Source organism: Microcoleus sp. PH2017_34_RAT_O_A (assembly GCF_020737885.1).
In the GTDB taxonomy this organism is placed as follows: domain Bacteria; phylum Cyanobacteriota; class Cyanobacteriia; order Cyanobacteriales; family Microcoleaceae; genus Microcoleus.
The window spans coordinates 1-21,824 of record NZ_JAEQDD010000079.1 but is presented as its reverse complement, the minus strand read 5'-3'; the positions used below and the strand labels follow the sequence as shown (position 1 = coordinate 21,824).

Genomic DNA, 21,824 nt, shown 5'->3' with positions numbered 1-21,824 from the left:
ATTTTGCATTCAACTCACAAATAATTGTCAGTTCAGCCAATTATTGCTAAAATGATCCCAAAATACTATTCTGATTAGCCAATGAGCAACATCTCTATCAGCTTGCCAGATGACTTACTCACATACGTCAATCAAAAAGCGCCAAACCCCAGTGCTTTGATCGAATCTCTCTTAAAACAATGGCGAAAACAACAAGAAAACCAAGCTTTAGCAGAAGCTTGTAAGCTAATTGACGAATTAGATTTAGGATGGGATGAGGAATGGCAAGCTCAAGCGATTACCGACTGGGAAGTATCTGGATAGCTAGATTCGATCCGTCAGTAGGAACAGAAATACGCAAAACGCGACCGGCATTAGTGATTTCTGGTACGTTGTTTAACGAGCGACGCAGCAAAGTGACTGTTTTGCCGTTTACCTCCGCTCGTGCTCACGATCCTCGGATTTCTGCTGCTGTAATATTAGTACCCGCATCCCCACAAAATGGTTTAGATGCAGACAGTTTGCTAGTCTGTGTCGATCTCATGACTTTCGACAAAACGAGATTAGTACAGCAAGTCGGCCAATTGGAATCCGAGCTATTTTCCCAAGCTCAAGAGATTTTGCAGCGCTATTTGGAATTATAGCGATCGCCCGACGCTAACTCTCACCAAAAATAAAAGCGAGATCCATTTTGGAACTATCCAAAATGGATCTCGCTTCTGCTTGTAGGATGGAATAACCGCTTCCATCTCCCAATTTCCATGACCACCCCCATCCAGCAAGAAGCCCGCCAAATTCTCGACACTCTCGCCTTTACCCCCTTCGATCGATGCCATCCCCTCAGCCGCGACTTCGACACCATTCCTGCTAAAGTTGGTTTGTACGCCTTTCGACATCGCACCGAAGGATTGCTCTACATCGGCAAAGCCAAGAACCTCCGCGATCGACTCCGAGGCGGTCACAAAGCCTTTCTCTGGGGCTGGCTCGATCGCTACGATCCAGATGATGTAAGGATCGCCTTTGTTACCCTCAACCAATGGCAAAAACCAGGGTTATTATATGAATTAGAAACCCTCATCCTGCAAGCTACAAATCCTCCCTACAACGTTAAAATCCCCAGAGAACAATGAATCATACCCTCAACATCCAACACTTGCCACCATCCGCTATTCATTCGCTGATGACCCATTTGCCGGACTATGTGAAAGTCGCCCTGATGGAAAAAGCTACGCAGCTAGAATGCTCTCTGGAAGCTGCGATCGAAATGGCGATCGCTAGTTTTCTAGACTCAGAAGCTTTCAGCTTTGAAGATTGCCTATTATCGCAACGTCTTCAGGAATCAGAACTGGTAGAATCTTCGCAAAGGAAATAGGGAACGATCGCCATTTCTCAGGATAATTCAGAAAGGCGATCGACCATAATTCATCAAACGAGCGATCGACCTTCTGACATCCGCGTTAATCTGCGTCCATCTGTGGTCAAAAAAGAGCGATCGCCCTTTCTAACAATCCAGAAGGGCTATCGCTCTTCAACTTCCCATCTCAAGACTAAAGATTTATTCATTCTCATCAACATTATCAAAAATATCTTCGATGTCCCGTGCTCCGTGAATCACGCGCAAAATTTCTACCTCTGAGTCTATGAGACGGTAGAAAATCAGATATCTCCTAAAACCTTTAATAGCTTATTGTCGCACATCGATTAAATTCGGATGAGAAAATTGACAGCGTTTTCCCATTTTCGGCGTTTGGGCCAATTGTTTAAAGGTTTCTCCCGCCGCGACAAGAAAGCGATCGGAAGCATCCATATTATCTTCCGCAATGTAAGTTGCCAATTCAATTAAATCGCGGATAACTTGCGGACGTTTTTGGATCGAGGTCATTTTTCTCCCTGCAACCCCTGATTCTGGGAAATACGCGATCGCACAGCTTGACGAATCTCCATCCAATTTTCCTCCGTCATAGCGGTAGGATTTCCCGATTCCAAACCCTCTAATAACATCGCTTCCAAACGTTCTGAAGCTTTACGTTTTTGGTCTTGGCGAATTAACTCACGGAAATACTCGCTAGCTGTACTATAACCACCTTGGGCTACCTGTGCTTCTATATAAGTTCGCATTGAGTCAGGTAGAGAAATATTCATGCTTGTCACGGGTATTACTTACCTCATTTAACTCGTTATTTTTAATATGGCAGATTTTGCCATTTTTTGTCAAGTCTCATAACCACTAATTTTTTAATAATAAAATGGGAAAGGGCGATCGCTTCGTAATATCAATACTCCGTCAATTCTTGCAAGTCTGTATCTTCCTTATAGATTTCTGCATAGAGAGCCGCAGATTCTTCCAATTGCTCCGCATACTCCGCATCCTCTGGGTTATCCCAAATTTTAGCAAAAGCTGCTTCTGAGAGTTTGGTCACAGTATCAACTAGAACACCAGCTTCACTTCGCGTTAATAGGAAGTCGATAAAATCTTTTAATACCGTAATTTTATCTGGCGGTAAACTACGAATTTTTTCCATCAGCTCTGCTTCTGGGTTTTGGGTGATACTCATTTGAGCTACCACTTATTTATTGATAAGATAGCATATACTTGATATTCCGTCAATATTGCGATGTTGCAGAAACGATCGCCCAAACTGGTAAAATCCTAGCAAATCCCAGATGAAATCCCAAATGAGAGTAAGCAAATTCAACTTTTGTGCGATCGCAATTTTCCTAACTTTGGGCATTTTCGGCAGTACCAAAGCAGACGGAGGAATTGCACAGTTCAGTTTCAGCAACAAATCCACTCAAACTTTAGCACAAACCCTCCCTCCTCCTCCGCCTCCTGCTCCTGCCAAATTACCTGTCACCGAACAAGAAGGCCCGCCAATTACTAGCGAATCCGTGCCGGATCAAATAGCTTTAGCAACCCATTTGCAGACTATCAAAGCTAGAATGTTCGGTGCTTACTGGTGTCCTCACTGTCACACGCAACAAGAACTTTTCGGCCAACCCGCATTTACCGCGATTACTTACATTGAGTGCGATCCCAGAGGTAAAGATGCTCAACCAGATTTGTGCAAAGCAGCTAATATTAAAGCTTATCCCACTTGGGAAATTCGCGGTAAATATTACACTGGTAGGCTATCTTTGGAAAAAATTGCTATCTTATCGGGTTATAAAGGCAGCAGGAATTTTCAGCCACAACTTCCCTCTCCTTAAATATATCTAAATTAGGAATGAGAATTAAATAACTTACAATTTTAATTATTCTGGGATGGGCGTCCCGCCGGTCCAGAAAAGACGGGCGGGACGCCCATCCGACAAATATGTGTAAGTTATTAAATTTTCGTTCCTTAGTTGACGACACTCGCCCACTAAAAAACCGGGTTTTTGAACCGAGATTGACGGTTTTAGGCAAAAATTTTGGTTAAAAACCCGGTTTCTTGCCACCTGCGCGTCTAGCAGTATAAATGTAAGGCGCACAAGCACCTGAATTTATGACTTTTATGAATCGAGCTTATGAATAATATGAATTGACGTAAAAGCGAGATAATTATTTAATGGTACTTAGGCGGACATATCTATTTTAATTCCAAATTAGCACTTATTCACGAGACTGAAACGATGCACTTACAATCTAGGAAAAAACTAATAACTTTCAGCAGTTTGCTGTGCTTGTCAGCAATTGTATTTCCGGTAGCCAGCCAAGCTATAACTGTACAAGAAGTACCGAATCCACGCCAAAATCACACTTGGGTAACAGATAAAGCAAATATTCTCAGCGACAGCACGGAAATTCAGCTAAATCAGGTGATTGCGGAGTTGGAGGCGAAAAATGGCTCAGAAATTGCAGTGGTGACAGTGCCTGATACTAAGCCATCCGCGACACCCAAAGCATTTGCTACAGAATTATTTAACTCTTGGGGAATTGGCAAGAAAGGTAAAAATAACGGAGTTTTATTGTTGATTTCGTCGGGGGAACGCCGCGTTCAGATTGAAACTGGTACCGGGATTCAAGGCATTTTGCCGGATGCGAAAACTGTGAGTATTATTCAAACGGAAATTACGCCCAAATTTAAACAGCAAGACTTTGACGGGGGGACATTGGCGGGGACAAAGGCGTTAGTTAATGTTTTGCAAACTCCGATCGCAAATGTGCGATCGCAAAACGCGCTACCTTTGGCTCCCATAGTACCAGGACAAGGCGTACAACCGTCTGCAAATACTCAATCTCAAAATACGCTGCCTTTGGCTCCCATAGTACCAGGACAAGGGGTAACACCGTCGCCAATACCTGCTCAATCGCCAGTTGTTACGGATGATAACTCATCAGGTGGCGTGTTCATATTTTTCTTAATCCTTGCCTTGCCTGTGTTATTGATAGGATGGATAATTCGGTCTATTATGTCCAGTTCCCGCTCTTCTTCTAATAGTCGCAGGCGTCATTACGGTAATAGAACCAGCGGTAATAGCACCAACGGTTACGGTAGCAGTAGTAACGATTACAGTAGCAGTAGCAGTAGCAGTAGTAGCGATTACAGTAGTAGCAGCAGTAGCGACTCGGGCGGTAGCTTTGGTGGTGGTGACTCTGGGGGTGGTGGCGGTGGTGGGGATTACTGATAGTTGTAAGGTGCTCTTCGGCGCACCCTATTTGAGCTTGATTTATACATTTTCCCTAGAATGACCACAATCATATTGGTTTGTAGTGAGGACTTTAGTCCTCGGATGGATGCGGACTAAAGTCCTCACTACAAACCTTTTTTAGGATTAACTTTTACTCCGAAAAGTAGTCTGTAACTATTTTCAAAATTCGGGAGGAGGCTAAGCCGTCGCCAAAGGGATTAATTGCCATTGCCATCGCGTCGTAAGCTTTAGAATCACTCAGCAATTCTGCGGCTTTTGCTGTAATTGTATCAGAATTTGTACCGACAAGTTTAGCAGTGCCTGCGGAAACTGCTTCTGGCCTTTCTGTGGTTTCTCGCAATACTAAAACTGGCTTACCCAAACTCGGTGCTTCTTCTTGCAATCCGCCTGAATCTGTCAAGATTAAATGACTTCTCTGCATCGCTCCTACTAATTCTGCGTAATCTAATGGTTCTGTTAAAAAGATTCTTGAATGGTCGCCCAATAGAGCTTTTAATGGTTCCCGGACTGTGGGATTTCGGTGTAGTGGTAAGAGCAAGGCTGTGTCGGGAAATTTATCTAAGATTTGAATAAATGCCTTGGCAATTCCTGCTAATGGTTTGCCCCAATTTTCGCGGCGGTGTACTGTTGCTAAAATGGTGCGATGTTGGCTCCAATCTAAGTTGGGAATGTTGCATTCGGGTTCGCGTTTGGCGACAGATAGCAAAGCGTCGATGACTGTGTTGCCTGTACGGTGAATTTCTCCCAAAACGCCCGATCGCACTAAATTATCCGCAGCCAGCGCTGTTGGGGCAAAATGCAGCCGTGTGAGCTGCGAAATCAACCGCCGATTAGCTTCTTCGGGATAGGGATTGAACACGTCGTCAGTCCGCAATCCGGCTTCTACGTGACCTACGGGTATTTTTTGGTAGAATGCAGCCAAGGCAGCGGCAAAGGCTGTCGTTGTATCTCCCTGTACTAAGACGATTTCTGGCTGCAACTCTTTAAACAAGGCTTCCAAACCATGCAAACTCCGGGAAGTGATATCTGTCAAGCTTTGCTGGTGCTGCATAATGGCTAAATCTCGATCGGCTTTCAGGTCGAACATCTGCATCACTTGCTCGACCATTTCTCGGTGCTGACCGGTTAAAATTACTTGGGTGTCAAAGTTTGGCGATTTTTTGAACAGTTGAATTACTGGGGCTAGTTTAATCGCTTCCGGGCGAGTTCCTAAGACTATGCAAACGCGGTGAATGGTTTTGGGCATATTCATTCAGTTGACAGTTGACAGTTGACAGTTGACAGTTGACAGATGAGGGCGAACTCTACCTGGCAGTCCGAGGATTGGAGTAATGAATAGTCTTCTTTTAATTTCTACCTACAAGGGTTCCGGCTTTAAACCAATTCTTTGTGGTAAAATATAGTTAAGTTTATTGATGCTCGCATTTTGACTACTTTCAAGAACAGGCAGGATGCCTGTCCCACAATAATCCAATGTTTTTGTATGCACGCGAACCTGCACATAAATAGATGATTGCTTGGGCGCAGAATGTTAGTTCATCCGAATCTACTTAATGTTAAAATTATCTCGACCATTGGAGTTTTTTAATCTTTAATTTAATTTATTATGCCATATCGATACATTTTATTTTACAAACCTTACGATGTTTTAACTCAGTTCACTGACCATTCAGGGGAAACTAAACGCAGCACTCTTAAAGATTTTATTCCGATTCCTGATGTTTATGCGGTGGGAAGACTCGATCGCGATAGTGAAGGTTTGCTACTGTTAACCGATGACGGACAAATGCAGCACCGCCTCAGCGATCCGAAATTCGCTCATCCCCGCACTTACTTGGTGCAAGTCGAAGGGGTTCCCGATGCAGGCGCGATCGCCCGTTTGCAAACTGGTGTCACCATTCAAGATTATCGGACTCGATCGGCAAAAGTGCAATTATTGTCCGCAGAACCCGAATTGCCGCCCCGCGAACCCCCGATTCGATTTCGCAAACACATTCCGACAGCTTGGCTGGAAATGACTCTCACCGAAGGCCGCAACCGCCAAGTGCGCCGGATGACGGCAGCAGTGGGGTTTCCGACGCTGCGGCTGGTGAGAAGCGCGATCGGGCATTTGCGTCTGGAAGGCCTCAAACCCGGTGAATGGCGCGAATTAACTCAAACAGAAATCAAACTATTTTAAGATTTGCACAGAACAGCATCAGGAGCCTGCATTGTGCACCCTAATTTCTGGAAGGTAAACTAAAACTTTCCTTTCCATCCCGATCTTTTTGCACCCGAGCTCCCAACTTAACAAGAGCTTGTTTTGCCCTTTGACGCACCAACTTATCAGTTGTTTGATAATAAACCGTGCTCCAAGCATTAAACCGCACCGACACGCTATCTGGATCTCGGCGCAAAAACTCAGCAGTTGCTCGAAAAAGCGGCGCCAATTTCTTCCCCTCCTGGGTCTTTTCCACCCACTCAGCAGCCATTTCGTGAGAGCGAATTGACTCGGGAATATCCCCCAATAGCAGTAACTCATCAAGGCCTTTAGTTCGCCACACTATCCATGATTGGGAATGAAGTTGCGGCGAAACGGCAAGGGCCCTAGTACCACGCTCGATGAACTTAACAGCAGTTTCAGGCTTTCCCTGATAAAAAGAAACGGCTGTGGACAGAAACAGGTAGATGTCAGCCCACTTGGGGTCGCGCTGGGTAATTATGTCAAAATAATCTTTGCTGAGATTGTAACCAGTCACATTTCGTGCTTCGTCATCGCCAAAATACTGCAAAAATTTGAGAAATGTCCAATCTGCAATTAAATTGTCAAACCCAAAACTAGGGAAATTTTTGAGCATTTTCAGCCGCAGGGCTTCTTGCTGGGCTTCTTGCTGGGCGGCTTGCTTGAAAGTGGCAGCAGATATTGCAGAGAGCGGCTTTTGCTCCTCAACGCTAACTGGGGTCATTCCGCCTAATTGCCCGATCGACTGCATGGTAATGACTCCAGCCAGCGCTGCTGCACCGATAACTCCATTAACGAGCAGACTCAACCACTTACGCGAAAAATTTTCGATTTTAGTTTCCATGAGACATTTAAATCCAAGTTTTAAATTAAGTTTATTAAAATAGAGTAATGATTGGTTGGCGATCGACTATAAAGCTGGTTAAACTATCCAAAGGGATGCTATGGCCTCCACAACATAGTTTAAGTGGTAGTTTGAGATTTTTTAGCAATTTTAAATCTCAAATCAACAATCAAAAATAGAATTGAGCCAAAATTCAATGAATCAAGCCCGCAGACGCTTTTCTAAGTTACAGGCAGCCCTGTTCACTGGGGCGATGGCAACAACCGCTTCGATATCTTTACTCGTTCCCAGTCTGAGTCAGTCAGTCCGCGCCGAACTTCAAGATAGCCCCAAAGCTGTCTTAGACGAAGCTTGGCAAATTGTGAACCGAGATTATGTCGATCCAACCTTTAACAAGACTGACTGGCAAGTTACCCGCCAAGAATTGCTCAGCAAAAATTATACTTCTCGCGAAGCTGCCTACACTGCCCTCCGCAATGCCCTAGAAAAATTAAAAGACCCCTACACCCGCTTCATGGATCCGAAACAGTACGAAGCGCTGAAGAGTCAAATCTCCGGGGAACTGACAGGGGTGGGGATGAGGCTCGAAGAAGACGAGAAAACGAAAGCGATCACGGTAGTTGAGCCGATGGAAAATTCCCCAGCCCTGAAGGCAGGGATTCAAGCTGGCGATACGATTTTGGTGATTGACGGCAAACCTACCAAAGGTATGACTGTCGCGGATGCGGCTCAAATAATTCGGGGTGCCGAAGGCACGAAAGTCACGCTGCGGATTGCTCGTCAGGGCAAAAGCGAGTTTGATATTACTCTGACTAGGGCGAAAATTGAGGTAGCAGCGGTTCGCTACAGCCTTAAGAAGGAAGCTGACAAGAATGTCGGTTATATCCGCTTGCAAGAGTTTAGCTCCCACGCGGGCGAACAAATGCAGCGGGCGATTAAAAATCTCTCGGAGCAGAAAGCTGACGCTTTTGTGTTGGATTTGCGGGGTAATCCCGGCGGGTTGCTGTCGGTGAGCATTGATATCGCGCAGATGTGGATGGATTCTGGGGCGATCGTCCGTACAGTCTATCGTGCGGGAGATTCTCAGGAAATGCGGGCCAACCGCACTGCAATCACTAACAAGCCTTTGGTGGTGTTGGTGGACAACAACTCGGCCAGCGCCAGCGAGATTTTGGCCGGTGCGCTGAAGGACAACAAGCGCGCCACTGTGATGGGCGGCCAAACTTTTGGCAAAGCTTTGGTGCAGTCTACGCATCCTTTGTCTGACGGTTCGGGATTGGCGGTGACGATCGCCCACTACTATACTCCCAACGGTACGGATATCAGTCACAAGGGCGTTACTCCCGATGTCAAGGTGGAAGTTAGCGACGAACAAAAGCTGAAATTAGCTAATAAACCGACGTTGGTTGCGACGAAGGACGATCCTTGCTACGCGCAGGCGATCGCACTTTTGAAAACTAGCGCTGCATCGGTACGTCCCACTGTTGGTAATGAGGCTCTTGCTCCTAAAAAGTAGTTGAACACCGTCAGACAATAACAATTAGTTTTAAGATGAAACCCGCACCGGCGGGTTTTGTTTTGTCAAGAATTGATTGCATCGATTAATCACTGTAAGATTAGTTCGTAGTGCGGACTTCAGTCCGCAGCCAGTAAGATTGGTTCGTAGTGCGGACTTCATATCGTTTCCGGGTGCATCGGAATTATATAGTGCGAGCGTCTCGCTCGCGACATAGATCGCGAGCGAGACGCTCGCACTACATAATTCAAATATATTATTCCGATGCTACCGGATTTGATATCAGTCCGCAGCCGTATAGCGGACTTCAGTCCGCACTACGAACGGTTTTTGTGATGCTAATTGACAGGACATGATATTAATGGCTCGTGCTTTGTTGCATCTAATATCTACGATTGAATGATGCTATCAAACAAAGTTAAAAGTCCTAACTCCTGGGTCGGACACGGCAATGCCGTTTTCCTACTTTTCAGAATTGATAGAATTAAGACGCCGGATAAACTCTAAGGGCAAATCGTCGGTATCAGCAATAAAAGCTACTTCATAAACATTTTGCCCGATCGCCTGTTGAGTCGGTTCTAATAAAACTTTCAAAGCTTGAAACTGATTTGGTTCGTCTTTAGCTGCTTCCTCAAACCGCTGTTTGAGAGACTGCAACCAACTCGGCAAATCAGTTGTCGCCTCAGTCAAATCGAAAGATAAATGATAATATCCAACATAATGCTCGTCACCGAAAGCATCCGGTGCGGGTTTTGGTTCCGGAATTTGGATGAGTTCGATGCGTCCGTTGAGACCTTCCATCCAACAGGCTAGGGTGTAACCTGTGGTAAAGCGATCGCTCACAGTAAAGCCTAACTGTTCGTAAAAGGCGATCGCCCGATGAATGTTAGCAGTGCGAATCGAGGCGTGGTGCATTTGGCAGTTGACAGTTGATAGTTGACAGTTGATAGTTGACAGTTGGCAGTTGATAGTTGGCAGTTGTCAATTGGTAGTTGTCAATTGGTAGTTGGCACTTATTATTTATCCTATGTTATTTGTCACCTACTACTAAGAAATTAATAAACTAATAACTACTGCCAACGGACAACGGACAACGGACAACGGACAACGGACTATTCAAACAATCGAAAATAGGGATATCTAATTGGAACTCCCGGCTCTTTTTCCAAATCAAAATTAATCACTTCCCAGCAAGGTTCCTCTTGGGGATCGGGGCTAAAATCCACAGGTAAACCGTACAGCCTCGGGCGTGGCGAATCCGGCTGGCCCCGCCAAGGCGTGCTGCGTTCCAAATAAGCGCTGATTAAGTCTCGATAACGTTGGGCAACGATGACGCGAGTTGCTCGGTACCCTTGAGTATAAAGTCGATCGAGCGCTTCGTGAATTTCAAACCGAATTCCGTCGGGGTGAGTGTGCTGGCGATACCATTCATCCTCCCAGCGGCGCCAGTGTCGCCCAGACTGAAGGTGAACCAGTTCCCCCGTTTTTGGATCTGCCTCAAATGCCCCGTGACGCGGACACAAATAGGTATCCGTGAGTGTTAAAGCCGGAATTGTTTGGCGACAGTGTGGACACTGAATTTCCGGGCCAAACATCGGGTATTGCAAGGCAACTTCAATCATTTATTGCGTCCCAGCATATTTATCTGCAAAAGTGGCAAATAGTCTTATTATATCCCGTATCAACAACCAGCTAATCTGCTAGAAGTATCACGATCGACCAAAAAGATGAGCAATCTCAACGAACCTCTGCTTGCACTTCCTGCCTATTGGCCATTGCCGGATCTCTCCGAAGCTGCTTTTGTCGCTGAGGGCGCTGTTGTCATCGGCAGGGTAGAGGTGGCTGCGGGCGCTAGTATCTGGTACGGGGCGGTGGTGCGGGGGGATGTAGAACGAATTGCGATCGGCAAAAGTACCAATATCCAAGATGGAGCAATTCTACACGGCGATCCGGGGAAACCGACTGTTTTAGAAGATTTTGTGACAGTAGGACATCGAGCGGTCATTCATTCAGCTTACATTGAACGGGGCTGTTTGATCGGGATTGGGGCGATCGTCCTGGACGGAGTGAGAGTCGGCACAGGTGCGATCGTCGGTGCAGGGGCGGTTGTGACGAAGGATGTTCCCCCTCACACGCTAGTGACTGGAGTGCCTGCCAAGCGGCTGCGAGACTTGTCTGAAGAGGAATCTGCGGAGTTGGTGGAACACGCCAAGCGTTACGAAAAGTTGGCTTTGGTTCACGCGGGAAAAGGAACTGATTTGGGATTTGGTTAGTTGATAGAATAAGATTTTCAACATTCATGTCAACTTAAAACTGAAACCCTCTGTCTCTCTCGTTTTTATCGAAGTCTAGATCCCCCTAAATCCCCCTTAAGAAGGGGGACTTTGAGAATATTTCTTGTCCCCCCCTTATTAAGGGGGGCTAGGGGGGATCTCCGGGTTAGTTTTATTCGAGAAGAATGCTAAACTAAAGTAATTAAAATCAAGCAAAAAAGTATTGATTTCTAATGGCTTACACCGCGCAAAAAATCCTCACCTTTGAAGCATTTGTCGATCGATACTGTGACAACCCCCGCTACGAACTTGCTGACGGAGAATTAGTTGACAGGTCACCCACAGGCCCCCACGAAACCGTCAGTGGTAAACTGGTAGCTCAAATAGTAATTGCGATCGCAGCAGAAAAACTACCTTGGTTCATTCCCCGCACTTGTTTGATCCGTCCATTTTCCGACGCAGCTACTGCCCGCCGTCCCGATATTGTAGTGTTAGATGAAACTGCCCTGATTAGCGAACCCCTCTGGGAAAGAGAACCTGTAATCACGCTGGGGCGATCGATTAAATTGGCAGTAGAAGTCGTCAGCACTAACTGGGAAACAGATTATGCCCGAAAAGTTGAAGAATATGCTCTTTTAGGAATTCCAGAATATTGGATTGTTGATTATCGCGGATTGGGAGGCGTGGCTTTTATCGGTAAACCGAAACAACCTACTGTCACCGTTTGTCAACTAATCGATCAAGATTATGCCAAACAACAATTTCGCATGGGTGAACGGATTATTTCTCCTCTGTTAAAGAGTTTGCAACTTCGATTAGATGATATTTTGCCCCGTTAGGCGATCGGGTTTGTGTTAAAATTATCAAAGATCGTATTCAAAAATCAAATCAACGTTGTTCTGAAAAATTGGATAAAGCGTAAGCAATTCTGATGTTATATGAAAATAATAGTTATCTAAAGGCAAAATAATAATTTCTGCTTCTACTAAAATCGCCAAAAAATACTGTAATAGGGAGATACTTCTGGGAATTTGCTTGCTGGGAGTTGAATTAATTTTTTTTGTAATACACTTAATAACCTCTTGAACTTTATCCACTTTTCCAGCCCTGACAAGAATACCATATAAATTATCGCAAAAACGGGTCATATCTTTGGGCTTAAGTTCTTCGGGAATTTTTTCTCGCTGGAATAGTTCTTGAGTAGCAATAGCTAGTTGACGCTTTTTTTTTGTTTCAGGATCCTCACTTTCTTGTATAGCAGGAGATATTTGTTCAAATGCCAGAATCATTGTATCTAGCTGTTCAACAATCGCTTTTATTTGTGCTGCTAAACGGAGTTTCTTCCAGTCAATTTCCGAACCTTTATAAACTAGATCGTGGGTTGAAACTGCCCATGCGTGTTCAAAAGCACTTTTTATTTGAATTTCAAAGATGACATTAAAAATACTCAAAAAATTATCGATATTGCTATCATCTACACTTTTTAAGCGGGCATAAATTCTAGTTGAATCAAATTTAAAAGTATCGGGAGATTTTTTATTCTGTCCTCTTTTGACTGTTTGAGTAACCTGAAAAGTATCTTGACAAAATTTAATTACCTCTTTTTCTTGTGATAAATTTGGGATAATGACTGTACAACCAAATAAGTCATCTAGTTTTGACCATTTTTCAAATCTACCTGTCTCAATTTTTTCTGCTAAAGATTCAATAGTTTTAATTCTAGAAGTCAGTGCATATCCCTTGTTGTCACAAAAATTTAGCATTGTTTCTTTTACTAGCTTTGCAACCTCTTGGACGAAGGGAAGATATTGTTCATATTGGCGGTCTAAAATAGAAGGATAAATCATAAATTCGATATTTTACAGATTGATTACAAATTAGTATTTCCTGAAATCAATAATTTTAAGATATTAATTCTAGTTTTAGTTTTTTCAATTCCTGATGAACCCAATGAAGTTGTGATTGCCTCATAATAAGCTTGAGCTTCTTGAGTTTTTATTGCTAATTCAGGAGATTTTACTAATTCCATCAATTCGTAAATTCTCTGGCAGACATCGGCTGTTATATTTAATGATTTTTCACGCTTTAATTCTGCGATCGCGCCAAAAAATGAATAAAAGTCAGCTTGATTTTTGAGTTTTGTTTTGCATAAATTTATATCTTTAGGCGAAACATCTAACAAGTCTTTTATTAATTCTATAACTTGTTTAAATTCAGATGCTATTTCATCTTGCTCCTCCCAAGCTAAATCTCGATCGTTAAAAGCTTTATCCAAATCATCCTGACGATAAGACTTAACTCCTTCTTCTAGAAACAATAAAAGTAGAGTCACAAACTCTACATCTTTCATTTGTTTTTTGTCTTTTGCAGGAATTAAGGGAAAGCTTGGTGGGAGAATTGCAGCTATCCAGTCAGTTAAATCTTCTACAGTAGTGAGAAATCCGCCATTGAACTTTGCATGACGCAGTTCTTGACGTGTTAACTTGATCACATTACGGTTGATTCGGTTAAATATATCATTGATGATTCGTTCATCGTCGGATGGGACATATTCAACAGCAAACTGATATTTCCAAAAATTTTGCTTGACTTCATTTTCTAAGTCTTTGAAAGATTTACCTGTCAGTCTTGTCAAAGTTGCTTGTTCACTTACCGGAAATTTATTCTCAGCAAACTCAAATAAAGTAGATAACCTTTGTTTGCCATCAACAACACTATACTTAGATATGCCTTCAGATGTGATTTCTTGATACAAAAAGATAGCAGGGGCAGGATATCCATTAAGTACAGTATCAATGAAAAAGTCTTTATATTCTTGATTCCAAACACTGCGTCTTTGATAAGGTGGCTCAAGGTCAAGTAGACCTCTTGTGTAGAGATCCCAAAACCAAGAAACAGTTTGAAAATTTATGGCTCGACTCATCTGATTTGTTCCGCAGTAGGGTAAACTGTTAATTTCAATTATATACTATTAAGGCTCTGCGACACTTGCGCCGATCGCCCTTGCCACCAAAATCAAATCATGAACGATCGCACATCCAATTCAAACATTCCTCCACACACCTGGAAACGCGCCATCGGCCTCGGTTGGGACAATCCCTATACAGTCCGCTACGCAAGCAATCTCGACGACGGGCCCTGGCACGGAATGCCTCTGGGTGGCTTCGGTGCAGGCTGCATCGGGCGATCGCCCCGAGGTGATTTCAACCTCTGGCACATCGACGGCGGCGAGCACATTTTTCGCAGTTTACCAGCTTGTCAGTTCAGTATATTTGAAGAAACAAAAGGCAAAAAACAAGCCTATGCACTGTCAACCGAACCGCCTACAGATGGCAGTTTATCTAGTTGGCAATGGTATCCTTCTGAAGGAAGAAGTAAGAAGGAAGAAGGAAGAAGAGAAGAGCAAGAAGAAGTAACGGGATGCAAGTATAATTCTGGTAGTTATCATGCTTTATATCCGCGCAGTTGGTATGTTTACGAAAATGTGTTTGAAGCTCAATTAAGCTGCGAGCAATTTTCTCCAATATTGCCGAACAATTATCAAGAAAGCAGTTACCCAGTTGCCATGTTTGAATGGGTAGCGCACAATCCAACAGATGCGCCGATTACTCTCAGCATCATGTTAACTTGGGAGAATATTGTCGGGTGGTTTACCAATGCCAACAAGTCGCCGGAAGTCAAGGTGCGAGATGATGGCAGTCCATTTTATGACTATAAATCCCGGTGGGGAGAAAGTGGCGGAAATATGAATTTGTTGGTGGAAGATTTTCACCGTTTTGGTTGCGTGATGACGCGGTTGACTGCTGACGATCGGCCACAAGAAGGAGATGGACAATGGGCGATCGCAACTATTACCAATCCGGCGGTAGAAGTATTCTATCAAACTCGCTGGAATCCCGCAGGGGACGGCGAGGATATTTGGCGGCACTTTTCTCAACAAGGTTTCTTGTTGGATGACAGAGACGAGACAGCCGCCGCCCCAGGAGAACAGTTAGCTTGTGCGATCGCAGTTCGGTTTACAATTAGACCGGGTAAAACTCGCAAAATCCCCTTTATCATAGCTTGGGATTTGCCCGTTACTGAATTTGCATCGGGAGTTTCTTACTACCGCCGTTATACCGATTTCTTCGGGCGCAATGGCAAAAATGTCTGGCCGATTATTCGCACGGCGATGAAGCATTCGGATACTTGGCGCGAAAATATTGAAGCTTGGCAAAAACCAATTTTAGAACGGACTGATTTGTCAGATAGTTTTAAAATGGCGCTGTTTAATGAGTTGTACATTTTAACTCAGGGCGGTAGTCTCTGGAGTGCAGCAGATGAACGCGATCCGAAGGGTCAATTTGGGGTTTTGGAGTGTATTGATTACCGCTGGTACGAAAGTTTGGACGTGCGGCTTTACGGTTCTTTTGCTTTATTGATGCTGTGGCCTGAATTAGAAAAGTCTGTCATGATTGCCTTTGCTAGGGCAATTTCTGCGGGTGACGATACTCCGCGAGTTATTGGTTGGAATCAAGCTGCGGCGATTAGAAAAGCTGTCGGTGCGACGCCGCATGATTTGGGTGCTCCCAACGAACATCCTTGGGAAAAAACGAATTATACTAGCTATCAAGATTGCAATTTGTGGAAGGATTTACCTTGCGATTTTGTGTTGCAGGTTTATCGGGATTTCCTGTTGACTGGTGGCACAGATTGTGAGTTTTTGCAAGAGTGTTGGCCGGCAATTGTTGAGGCTTTGGCTTATCTGAAAACCTTTGATGAGGATGGTGATGGCATTCCTGAGAATTCGGGTGCGCCGGATCAGACGTTTGATGATTGGCAAATGCGGGGGATTAGTGCGTATTGCGGCGGTTTGTGGTTGGCGGCGCTGGAAAGTGCGATCGCGATCGGCGAAATCTTAGAAGATGCAGCACCGGATATACTTCCGAATCCGCAAGAGAAGATTGCATTATATCACAGTTGGCTGCTACAAGCAAGACCTAGCTATCAAGAAAAACTGTGGAACGGTCAATATTACCGTTTGGACAGCGAGAGTAATTCGGAAGTGGTGATGGCCGACCAATTGTGCGGTCAATTTTACGCAAAACTGTTGGGATTGCCGGATATTGTGCCGCCTGAATGTGCAGTCAGCGCTTTAGAAACTGTGTATGAATCTTGCTTTTTGAAGTTCAATGATGGTGAGTTTGGTGCGGCGAATGGGGTGATGTTGAACGGTTCGCCGGAAAATCCGAATGCGACTCATCCTTTGGAAGTTTGGACGGGGATTAATTTTGGGTTGGCGGCTTTTTTGGTACAGATGGGAATGGAGGATAAGGCGTTTAAGTTGACGGATGTGGTGGTGAAGCAGATTTATGAGAATGGGTTGCAGTTTCGGACGCCGGAAGCGATTACGGCTGGGGGGACTTTTCGGGCGAGTCACTATTTGCGGGCGATGGCGATTTGGGCAATTTATGGGGTGTTGACTGGTTTTAAATAGGGCATTGGTGCGATAAAATTAGGTACGTTGTTGGGCTTTAGCCCTCGGGATTTAAGAGGTTCTATAAGCTATCAGTCATGCCTCACCTTTATGATAAAGGCTATAGCATTTATCATAAACATGAGGTATGATTGTAAATGGAGTTTTTGATGCGACCTCGCTTACTATATAATCTAATACGGTTTATTTAACGCTTTTTGAATAATTTTATATGACGATTTTCTGCCAATACAGGCATTTTTGGCAAGTCAGATTTTTCTTAAGGATCGCAAATTAAATAATTTATACAAGGAAAGTGGAATGGGCGGGAGAGCCCGTTCATAAAGGACGGGCTCTCCCGCCCATCCCACAAAAACCATCAAATTGTAAGTTATTTAATTCTCATTCCTAAGTCAACTGTATTGCTATATAATCACTATAATCACTACTCTAAGAGGGCTAAAGCCCAACAACATACCTTTCGCAAGCTTAGACAATTTTCTGTTACCATAAAGTTTTTTGAACATTTTATAACTCTCTAAACTTGCAGAAGAAATCATCACGCACGAATAACTGTAATCTCCCGGTTCAATGGACTAGCATGAATTTCAGTTTTCAGCCGTTCTTCCAATTCTAGTGCATTGTCTCTGCGATCGAAGATTACCAACCAACCTTTATCTTGTCCCAATCTTGCTAAATATCCATCCAATTGTTCCAAACCTTTAGTCAAAGGATCGACTTTCCTATTCCGCCACACCTTCAGTTCAATTCCCAATGTCACCTCACCATAGCGCAAACACAGATCCATGCGATCGCGCCCAATGGCATATTCTCTCTCTAACGTTCCCCCACCGTTAATCACCCGATGCAGAAACGCCATCAACACCAAATGTGGCGCAATTTCGGGATAAGATGCACTTTTGAGCAACGGTTCGCCATGTTGCAGCCAAAAGGCGAGAAAGGCCTTGAGAAGGGCATCTGTGTTTAATTCTCCGTTGGCGCCCAACCAACTGGGACTGATAATCGGTAAACTATCTTGGGGGCCTTGGGCTAAAACTCGCGGTAAAACTTCTCGATAAATCGGATTGGCGATGACTAGCCCCCCAGCCGGATCGCGTCTGAGTAAACCCAAGTCTACCAAATATTGGCGATCGTCATTGGAAGATTCGGGCAATTCTCGTCCGGCTAAAATCGGTTCGATAATGGCTTTGACTCGGTTTTCTCTGAGTTTTTCTGCTAAACTATCTAAATGCGTATCTTGTCGTTTAATCAGAATCTCTTTAGCGGTTAAAATATGCTCTGCTGTAATTTCTATTGATTCATCAGTGACTAACTCTTCTACAATTTCTTTAGCTAACGCATTCACTAACCAAGGTTGTCCCTGAGTCAATTCAAAAGCTAAAGCTGAGGCTTCTGTTGTAAAAACTTGTCCGGTATCTTCTGTATGTTGATTGTAGAGTTCTACCACTTCAGCAGCATTAAAATTCCGCATAGTGAGGGAACGAACTTTAATATTAAATGGACTAGAAGTATTGAGCCTGTCACTGCCACCTGCCGCCACTTTATAATCTCTCACATCTCGCAAACCAATTAAACCAACTGATTGAGGAAAAGCGTTTGGACGATTGGGATAACCATCGCGTAATTGACGTAGAATAGAGATTAAAGCAAGGTCTTGTAAGGCATCAATTTCATCAATCAAAATAACTAAAGGACGAGGGGAAGATTCAGCCCAAAGACTGAGTGCATCGCCGATGCGGTGTCCGGCTTCTAATGAAGACCAAGCTATAGGTTGTAACTCTTGGGGTAATCTGATAGAAAGTGCTCGCCTCCAAGCACCGAGAATAGCATCTTCAGCACCAGGAATATCTTGACTGAAAGGTGCGCCCACTTCAACTGACAGCATGACAGCGGTATATTGTCCGCTTTCAGTGAGTTGTTTAGCTAAAGACAACATGGCAGTGGTTTTGCCGATTTGTCGGGGTGCGTGGATGACGAAATAGTTTTCCTGGGCTATCAGTCGTTCTAGGTTGGGGACGCGACTGGTTGCAGACAGCATATAGTGGATATCAGCGCGGCAGGGGCCGGCGGTATTGAACCATCTAGGCATAGCTAAATTGGGGTGAATCAGGGGTTGCTTTTAGTTTAGCTTGCGGTTGTCGGAATGCCGATCGCCCCCAAGCGTCAGCAAATTCGATTTTGCACCCTCGAAGCGGTTTCAACGGCTATCTTCAATCTACAAACCCAACTCAATTACTCTAAAATCTTGTTGGGTGATGAAATTAGCTTGCACGCCGTTGAGAGTCGCTAAGATTTTATCTGTGTTGGCAATTTTGATTAAGGTTGCACCGCCATCTTGAACTATGCTGAGTCGATCGACATTTAAGCCTCCCGTCAAAACCAATAAATCCTCACCTTGCCTAAAATCAGCTATTACATCGCCACTTTCTCCCGCAGTCAACAAAAAGTAATCGCGCCCGCTTCCCCCTTGCAGCGTATCTTTTCCTAAATCTCCAATCAACCAGTCGTCACCACTTCCTCCAATCAAAGTATCATTACCTTTGCCGCCGTAAAGAGTATCGTTACCCTCACCGCCACACAATTTATCCGCATCTTCATCACCAAAAATTAGATCGTTGCCACTACCGCCGCACAAATAATCTTTTTGACTGCTACCATTTTTCGGAATCTTGTTAATATCTCCGAAAATTGTATCGTCGCCGTCGCCACCGCAGATCGTATCACTTCCCAAATCTCCAAACAGCAAATCGTTGCCTGATTCGCCGCAAATTAGATCGTTATCTTTGCCGCCGTGGATGGTGTCATTGCCATCGCCACCAACAAGAGTATCTTCGCTTTCTTGCCCGTATAAAAGGTCGTTGCCCTTATCCCCAAACAGCAAATCTTTTCCTGTTAAATCGCCATCAGATGAGTCAGAAGTGCCACCAAATAAACTGTCATTACCTCGATCGCCAAACAAGGTATCGTTGCCTTTGTCGCCCCACACTATGTCATCATCTTTGCCTGCGATCACCAGATCGTCATCTTTGCCCGCATAAATAACATCATTCCCAGCCTCCCCGACAATGTAGTCGTTATCTTCGTTGCCAAATATTGTGTCGCTGTCTGCATCAGCGCCCACAGCAACTGGGCTAGCAAGGCCGCCGTAAATATTGTCTCTGCCGAATAAGCCAATTAGCAAGTCGTTGCCGCTAAAACCGTTGATGCTGTCATTAATATCGCTGCCGGTGAGAGTATCTTTACCGTCAGTACCGTTGAGGGTGTTTGCATTGATGTTGGGGCCGTCCATGGCTGTGCGATCGGGTAAATTGATTCGATCGCACATACAGTCTTCAACAGCAGTAAAAATTACCGCAGGTGTTGGGGTTTCGGTTGGTAGAGGTGCGATGGGAACGATCGGCATTTCTCCAGGCGTTGGTGTCGGTGTGGGAGTTTCCGCTGGCGTCGGAGTCGGAATTGCGATCGGCGTGCGAATGGGTGCGATCGGCGTCGGAGTGGGAATTGCGATCGGCGTGGGAGTCGGAGTTTCCGCTGGCGTGGGAGTCGGAGTTTCCGCTGGTGTAGGCGTCGGAGTCGGAATTGCGATCGGAGTTGGCGTCGGAGTCGGAGTTTCCGCTGGTGTAGGAGTCGGAGTTTCCGCTGGTGTAGGAGTCGGAATTGCGATCGGAGTTGGCGTCGGAGTCGGAGTTTCCGCTGGCGTCGGAGTCGGAATTGCGATCGGAGTTGGCGTCGGAGTCGGAGTTGGAGTCGGAATTGCGATCGGAGTTGGCGTCGGAGTTGGAGTCGGAATGGGAGTCGGAATGGGAGTTGGCGTCGGAGTATAATCTAAAATAGTCAAAATAGCAGTAGAATTCGTTCCCAAAATCGCACCATTGCTAGGCAAACTCAAGCTGAGATTAACAGTTTCATCGCCTTCTATTAAGGAGTCGTCAATAATTGGTACAGTAAAAGTTTTCTGAGTTTCGCCGATCGCAAAATTCAGCCTACCCGATGCAGCAGTATAATCGTTGCCAGCATTAGCAGTGCCGTTCGACGTACTGTAACTCACATCAGCAGCAACATCAGTATTTGTGCGAATGACAGTAATTGTGGCAGCAGTACCGTTTTCCCTGGCAGTGTAGTTAGCGGTACTGAAGTTAAACGCGCCTGCACTCTTGACGCTAATGTTCACCGCAACGGGCGAAGACTCAAGGATTCCGTCATTAAGGTTGTATGTAAAGCTGTCTGTTCCCGAGAAGCCAGTATTGGGAGTATAAGTAAAAGAGCCGTTTTTATTTAATATGAGATTGCCTTTGTTGGGCAAAGCAACCGGGGCGGCTGTCAGCGGGTTGCCATCCGGATCGATGTCATTGGCCAAGACGCCCGCGATCGCATCCACGTTGAGAACACTGCTATCCAATGTACTGTAACTGTCTGGATTGGCGATCGGCGATCGGTTAATAATAGTGATATTGACCGGCACCGAAGCAGACGTTAATACCCCGTCAGAAATGTTGTAACTGAACTTGTCTGTACCAACAAAACCTTGATTGGGAGTATAGCTGAAGGAACCGTCAGCCTTGAAATTTACCTTGCCGTTGTTGGGGGCTGCATCAAGTTTGGCGGTTAGAAAGTCGCCGTCGGAGTCGATGTCATTAGCCAAGAGTCCAGGGGCTGAAATATTGAGTGTCTTGTCGCGGGGAATGGTGTAGCTGTCGCTATTTGCCTGCGGTGGCTGATTGGTGACATTGATCTTTACCGGAGTCTCCGCAGAGGTGGATGCCCCGTCACTGATGTTGTAGCTAAATTCCTCCAAGCCGACAAAACCCGGATTGGGAGTATAGCTAAAGGAACCGTTAGCGTTGAAATTGACCTTGCCGTTTTTGGGTAATGTTACCAGTTTG

General features: G+C 44.8%; 22 protein-coding genes. 11 read left to right on the top strand and 11 right to left on the bottom strand.

Features of this window, described 5'->3' with window-relative positions:
- Positions 1-81: 81 nt before the first annotated feature.
- The 4 genes from JGK11_RS23385 to JGK11_RS23370 all read left to right on the top strand — a co-directional run bounded on the left by JGK11_RS23385 (position 82) and on the right by JGK11_RS23370 (position 1,351).
- Positions 82-303, top strand: coding sequence for a hypothetical protein (locus JGK11_RS23385; RefSeq protein ID WP_293193499.1), 222 nt, complete (start codon positions 82-84; stop codon positions 301-303).
- Positions 261-623, top strand: a complete 363-nt coding sequence (locus JGK11_RS23380) for a type II toxin-antitoxin system PemK/MazF family toxin (protein ID WP_293178661.1) — start codon at positions 261-263, stop codon at positions 621-623. The genes JGK11_RS23385 and JGK11_RS23380 overlap by 43 nt, the downstream gene beginning before the upstream one ends.
- 117 nt (positions 624-740) lie before the next feature.
- Positions 741-1,109, top strand: coding sequence for a GIY-YIG nuclease family protein (locus tag JGK11_RS23375; protein ID WP_293178658.1), 369 nt, complete (start codon positions 741-743; stop codon positions 1,107-1,109).
- Positions 1,106-1,351 carry a hypothetical protein gene (locus JGK11_RS23370; protein WP_293198317.1) on the top strand — a complete coding sequence of 82 codons (246 nt, stop codon included), beginning with the start codon at positions 1,106-1,108 and terminating at the stop codon, positions 1,349-1,351. Before JGK11_RS23375 ends, JGK11_RS23370 begins: the two co-directional genes overlap by 4 nt.
- Before the next feature lie 312 nt (positions 1,352-1,663).
- Here JGK11_RS23370 and JGK11_RS32935 read toward each other — a convergent pair whose 3' ends face one another.
- From JGK11_RS32935 to JGK11_RS23355, 3 genes are all read right to left on the bottom strand, one after another.
- Entirely contained in the window at positions 1,664-1,861 is a 198-nt protein-coding gene (locus JGK11_RS32935) for a type II toxin-antitoxin system RelE/ParE family toxin (RefSeq protein WP_293313341.1), read from the bottom strand.
- A complete protein-coding gene (locus JGK11_RS23360; RefSeq protein ID WP_293178653.1) occupies positions 1,858-2,121 on the bottom strand; it encodes a type II toxin-antitoxin system ParD family antitoxin in 264 nt (87 codons plus the stop codon). Before JGK11_RS23360 ends, JGK11_RS32935 begins: the two co-directional genes overlap by 4 nt.
- Before the next feature lie 131 nt (positions 2,122-2,252).
- Positions 2,253-2,534 (bottom strand): toxin-antitoxin system, antitoxin component, Xre family protein, encoded by a 282-nt coding sequence (locus tag JGK11_RS23355; RefSeq protein WP_293178650.1) that lies wholly within the window; start codon positions 2,532-2,534, stop codon positions 2,253-2,255.
- Positions 2,535-2,655: 121 nt separating this feature from the next.
- On the opposite strand from JGK11_RS23355, the gene JGK11_RS23350 reads away from it, so the two are divergent.
- Both JGK11_RS23350 and JGK11_RS23345 read left to right on the top strand, forming a co-directional pair.
- Positions 2,656-3,186 (top strand): hypothetical protein, encoded by a 531-nt coding sequence (locus JGK11_RS23350; RefSeq protein WP_293178648.1) that lies wholly within the window; start codon positions 2,656-2,658, stop codon positions 3,184-3,186.
- Positions 3,187-3,591: 405 nt separating this feature from the next.
- Complete coding sequence (locus JGK11_RS23345) at positions 3,592-4,587, top strand: TPM domain-containing protein (protein WP_293178644.1); 996 nt, start codon at positions 3,592-3,594, stop codon at positions 4,585-4,587.
- Positions 4,588-4,741: 154 nt separating this feature from the next.
- Here the strand turns inward: JGK11_RS23345 and wecB are convergent, their stop codons facing one another.
- Positions 4,742-5,857, bottom strand: a complete 1,116-nt coding sequence (wecB, locus tag JGK11_RS23340; RefSeq protein ID WP_293178641.1) for a UDP-N-acetylglucosamine 2-epimerase (non-hydrolyzing) — start codon at positions 5,855-5,857, stop codon at positions 4,742-4,744.
- A 360-nt stretch (positions 5,858-6,217) separates the two neighbouring features.
- Between wecB and JGK11_RS23335 the strand changes: the two genes are divergently transcribed.
- Complete coding sequence (locus JGK11_RS23335; RefSeq protein WP_293178638.1) at positions 6,218-6,790, top strand: pseudouridine synthase; 573 nt, start codon at positions 6,218-6,220, stop codon at positions 6,788-6,790.
- 40 nt (positions 6,791-6,830) lie between these two features.
- Here JGK11_RS23335 and JGK11_RS23330 read toward each other — a convergent pair whose 3' ends face one another.
- A complete protein-coding gene (locus tag JGK11_RS23330; protein ID WP_293213056.1) occupies positions 6,831-7,676 on the bottom strand; it encodes a hypothetical protein in 846 nt (281 codons plus the stop codon).
- 196 nt (positions 7,677-7,872) lie between these two features.
- Here JGK11_RS23330 and ctpB point away from each other — a divergent pair, with 196 nt between their 5' ends.
- On the top strand, positions 7,873-9,192 hold the full coding sequence (ctpB, locus tag JGK11_RS23325; RefSeq protein ID WP_293178632.1) for a carboxyl-terminal processing protease CtpB: 1,320 nt from the start codon (positions 7,873-7,875) through the stop codon (positions 9,190-9,192).
- A gap of 462 nt (positions 9,193-9,654) precedes the next feature.
- Here ctpB and JGK11_RS23320 read toward each other — a convergent pair whose 3' ends face one another.
- On the bottom strand, positions 9,655-10,107 hold the full coding sequence (locus JGK11_RS23320; protein ID WP_293178629.1) for a VOC family protein: 453 nt from the start codon (positions 10,105-10,107) through the stop codon (positions 9,655-9,657).
- Positions 10,108-10,304: 197 nt separating this feature from the next.
- Positions 10,305-10,814, bottom strand: a complete 510-nt coding sequence (locus JGK11_RS23315) for a TIGR02652 family protein (RefSeq protein WP_293178626.1) — start codon at positions 10,812-10,814, stop codon at positions 10,305-10,307.
- Positions 10,815-10,919: 105 nt separating this feature from the next.
- On the opposite strand from JGK11_RS23315, the gene JGK11_RS23310 reads away from it, so the two are divergent.
- A complete protein-coding gene (locus tag JGK11_RS23310) occupies positions 10,920-11,465 on the top strand; it encodes a gamma carbonic anhydrase family protein (protein WP_293213054.1) in 546 nt (181 codons plus the stop codon).
- Positions 11,466-11,698: 233 nt separating this feature from the next.
- Positions 11,699-12,304, top strand: coding sequence for a Uma2 family endonuclease (locus tag JGK11_RS23305; RefSeq protein WP_293207613.1), 606 nt, complete (start codon positions 11,699-11,701; stop codon positions 12,302-12,304).
- 24 nt (positions 12,305-12,328) lie between these two features.
- On the opposite strand, the gene JGK11_RS23300 is transcribed toward JGK11_RS23305, so the two are convergent.
- Both JGK11_RS23300 and JGK11_RS23295 read right to left on the bottom strand, forming a co-directional pair.
- Positions 12,329-13,312, bottom strand: coding sequence for a hypothetical protein (locus tag JGK11_RS23300; protein WP_293178618.1), 984 nt, complete (start codon positions 13,310-13,312; stop codon positions 12,329-12,331).
- Between the two features lie 23 nt (positions 13,313-13,335).
- Complete coding sequence (locus tag JGK11_RS23295; protein WP_293213052.1) at positions 13,336-14,388, bottom strand: DUF262 domain-containing protein; 1,053 nt, start codon at positions 14,386-14,388, stop codon at positions 13,336-13,338.
- 99 nt (positions 14,389-14,487) lie between these two features.
- Here JGK11_RS23295 and JGK11_RS23290 point away from each other — a divergent pair, with 99 nt between their 5' ends.
- Positions 14,488-16,941, top strand: coding sequence for a GH116 family glycosyl hydrolase (locus JGK11_RS23290; protein WP_293213050.1), 2,454 nt, complete (start codon positions 14,488-14,490; stop codon positions 16,939-16,941).
- A 538-nt stretch (positions 16,942-17,479) separates the two neighbouring features.
- Here JGK11_RS23290 and JGK11_RS23285 read toward each other — a convergent pair.
- Both JGK11_RS23285 and JGK11_RS23280 read right to left on the bottom strand, forming a co-directional pair.
- Positions 17,480-19,030, bottom strand: coding sequence for an ATP-binding protein (locus tag JGK11_RS23285; protein ID WP_293178609.1), 1,551 nt, complete (start codon positions 19,028-19,030; stop codon positions 17,480-17,482).
- Positions 19,031-19,156: 126 nt separating this feature from the next.
- On the bottom strand, positions 19,157-21,824 hold a 2,668-nt coding region (locus JGK11_RS23280), incomplete at its 5' end, for an Ig-like domain-containing protein (protein WP_293213048.1).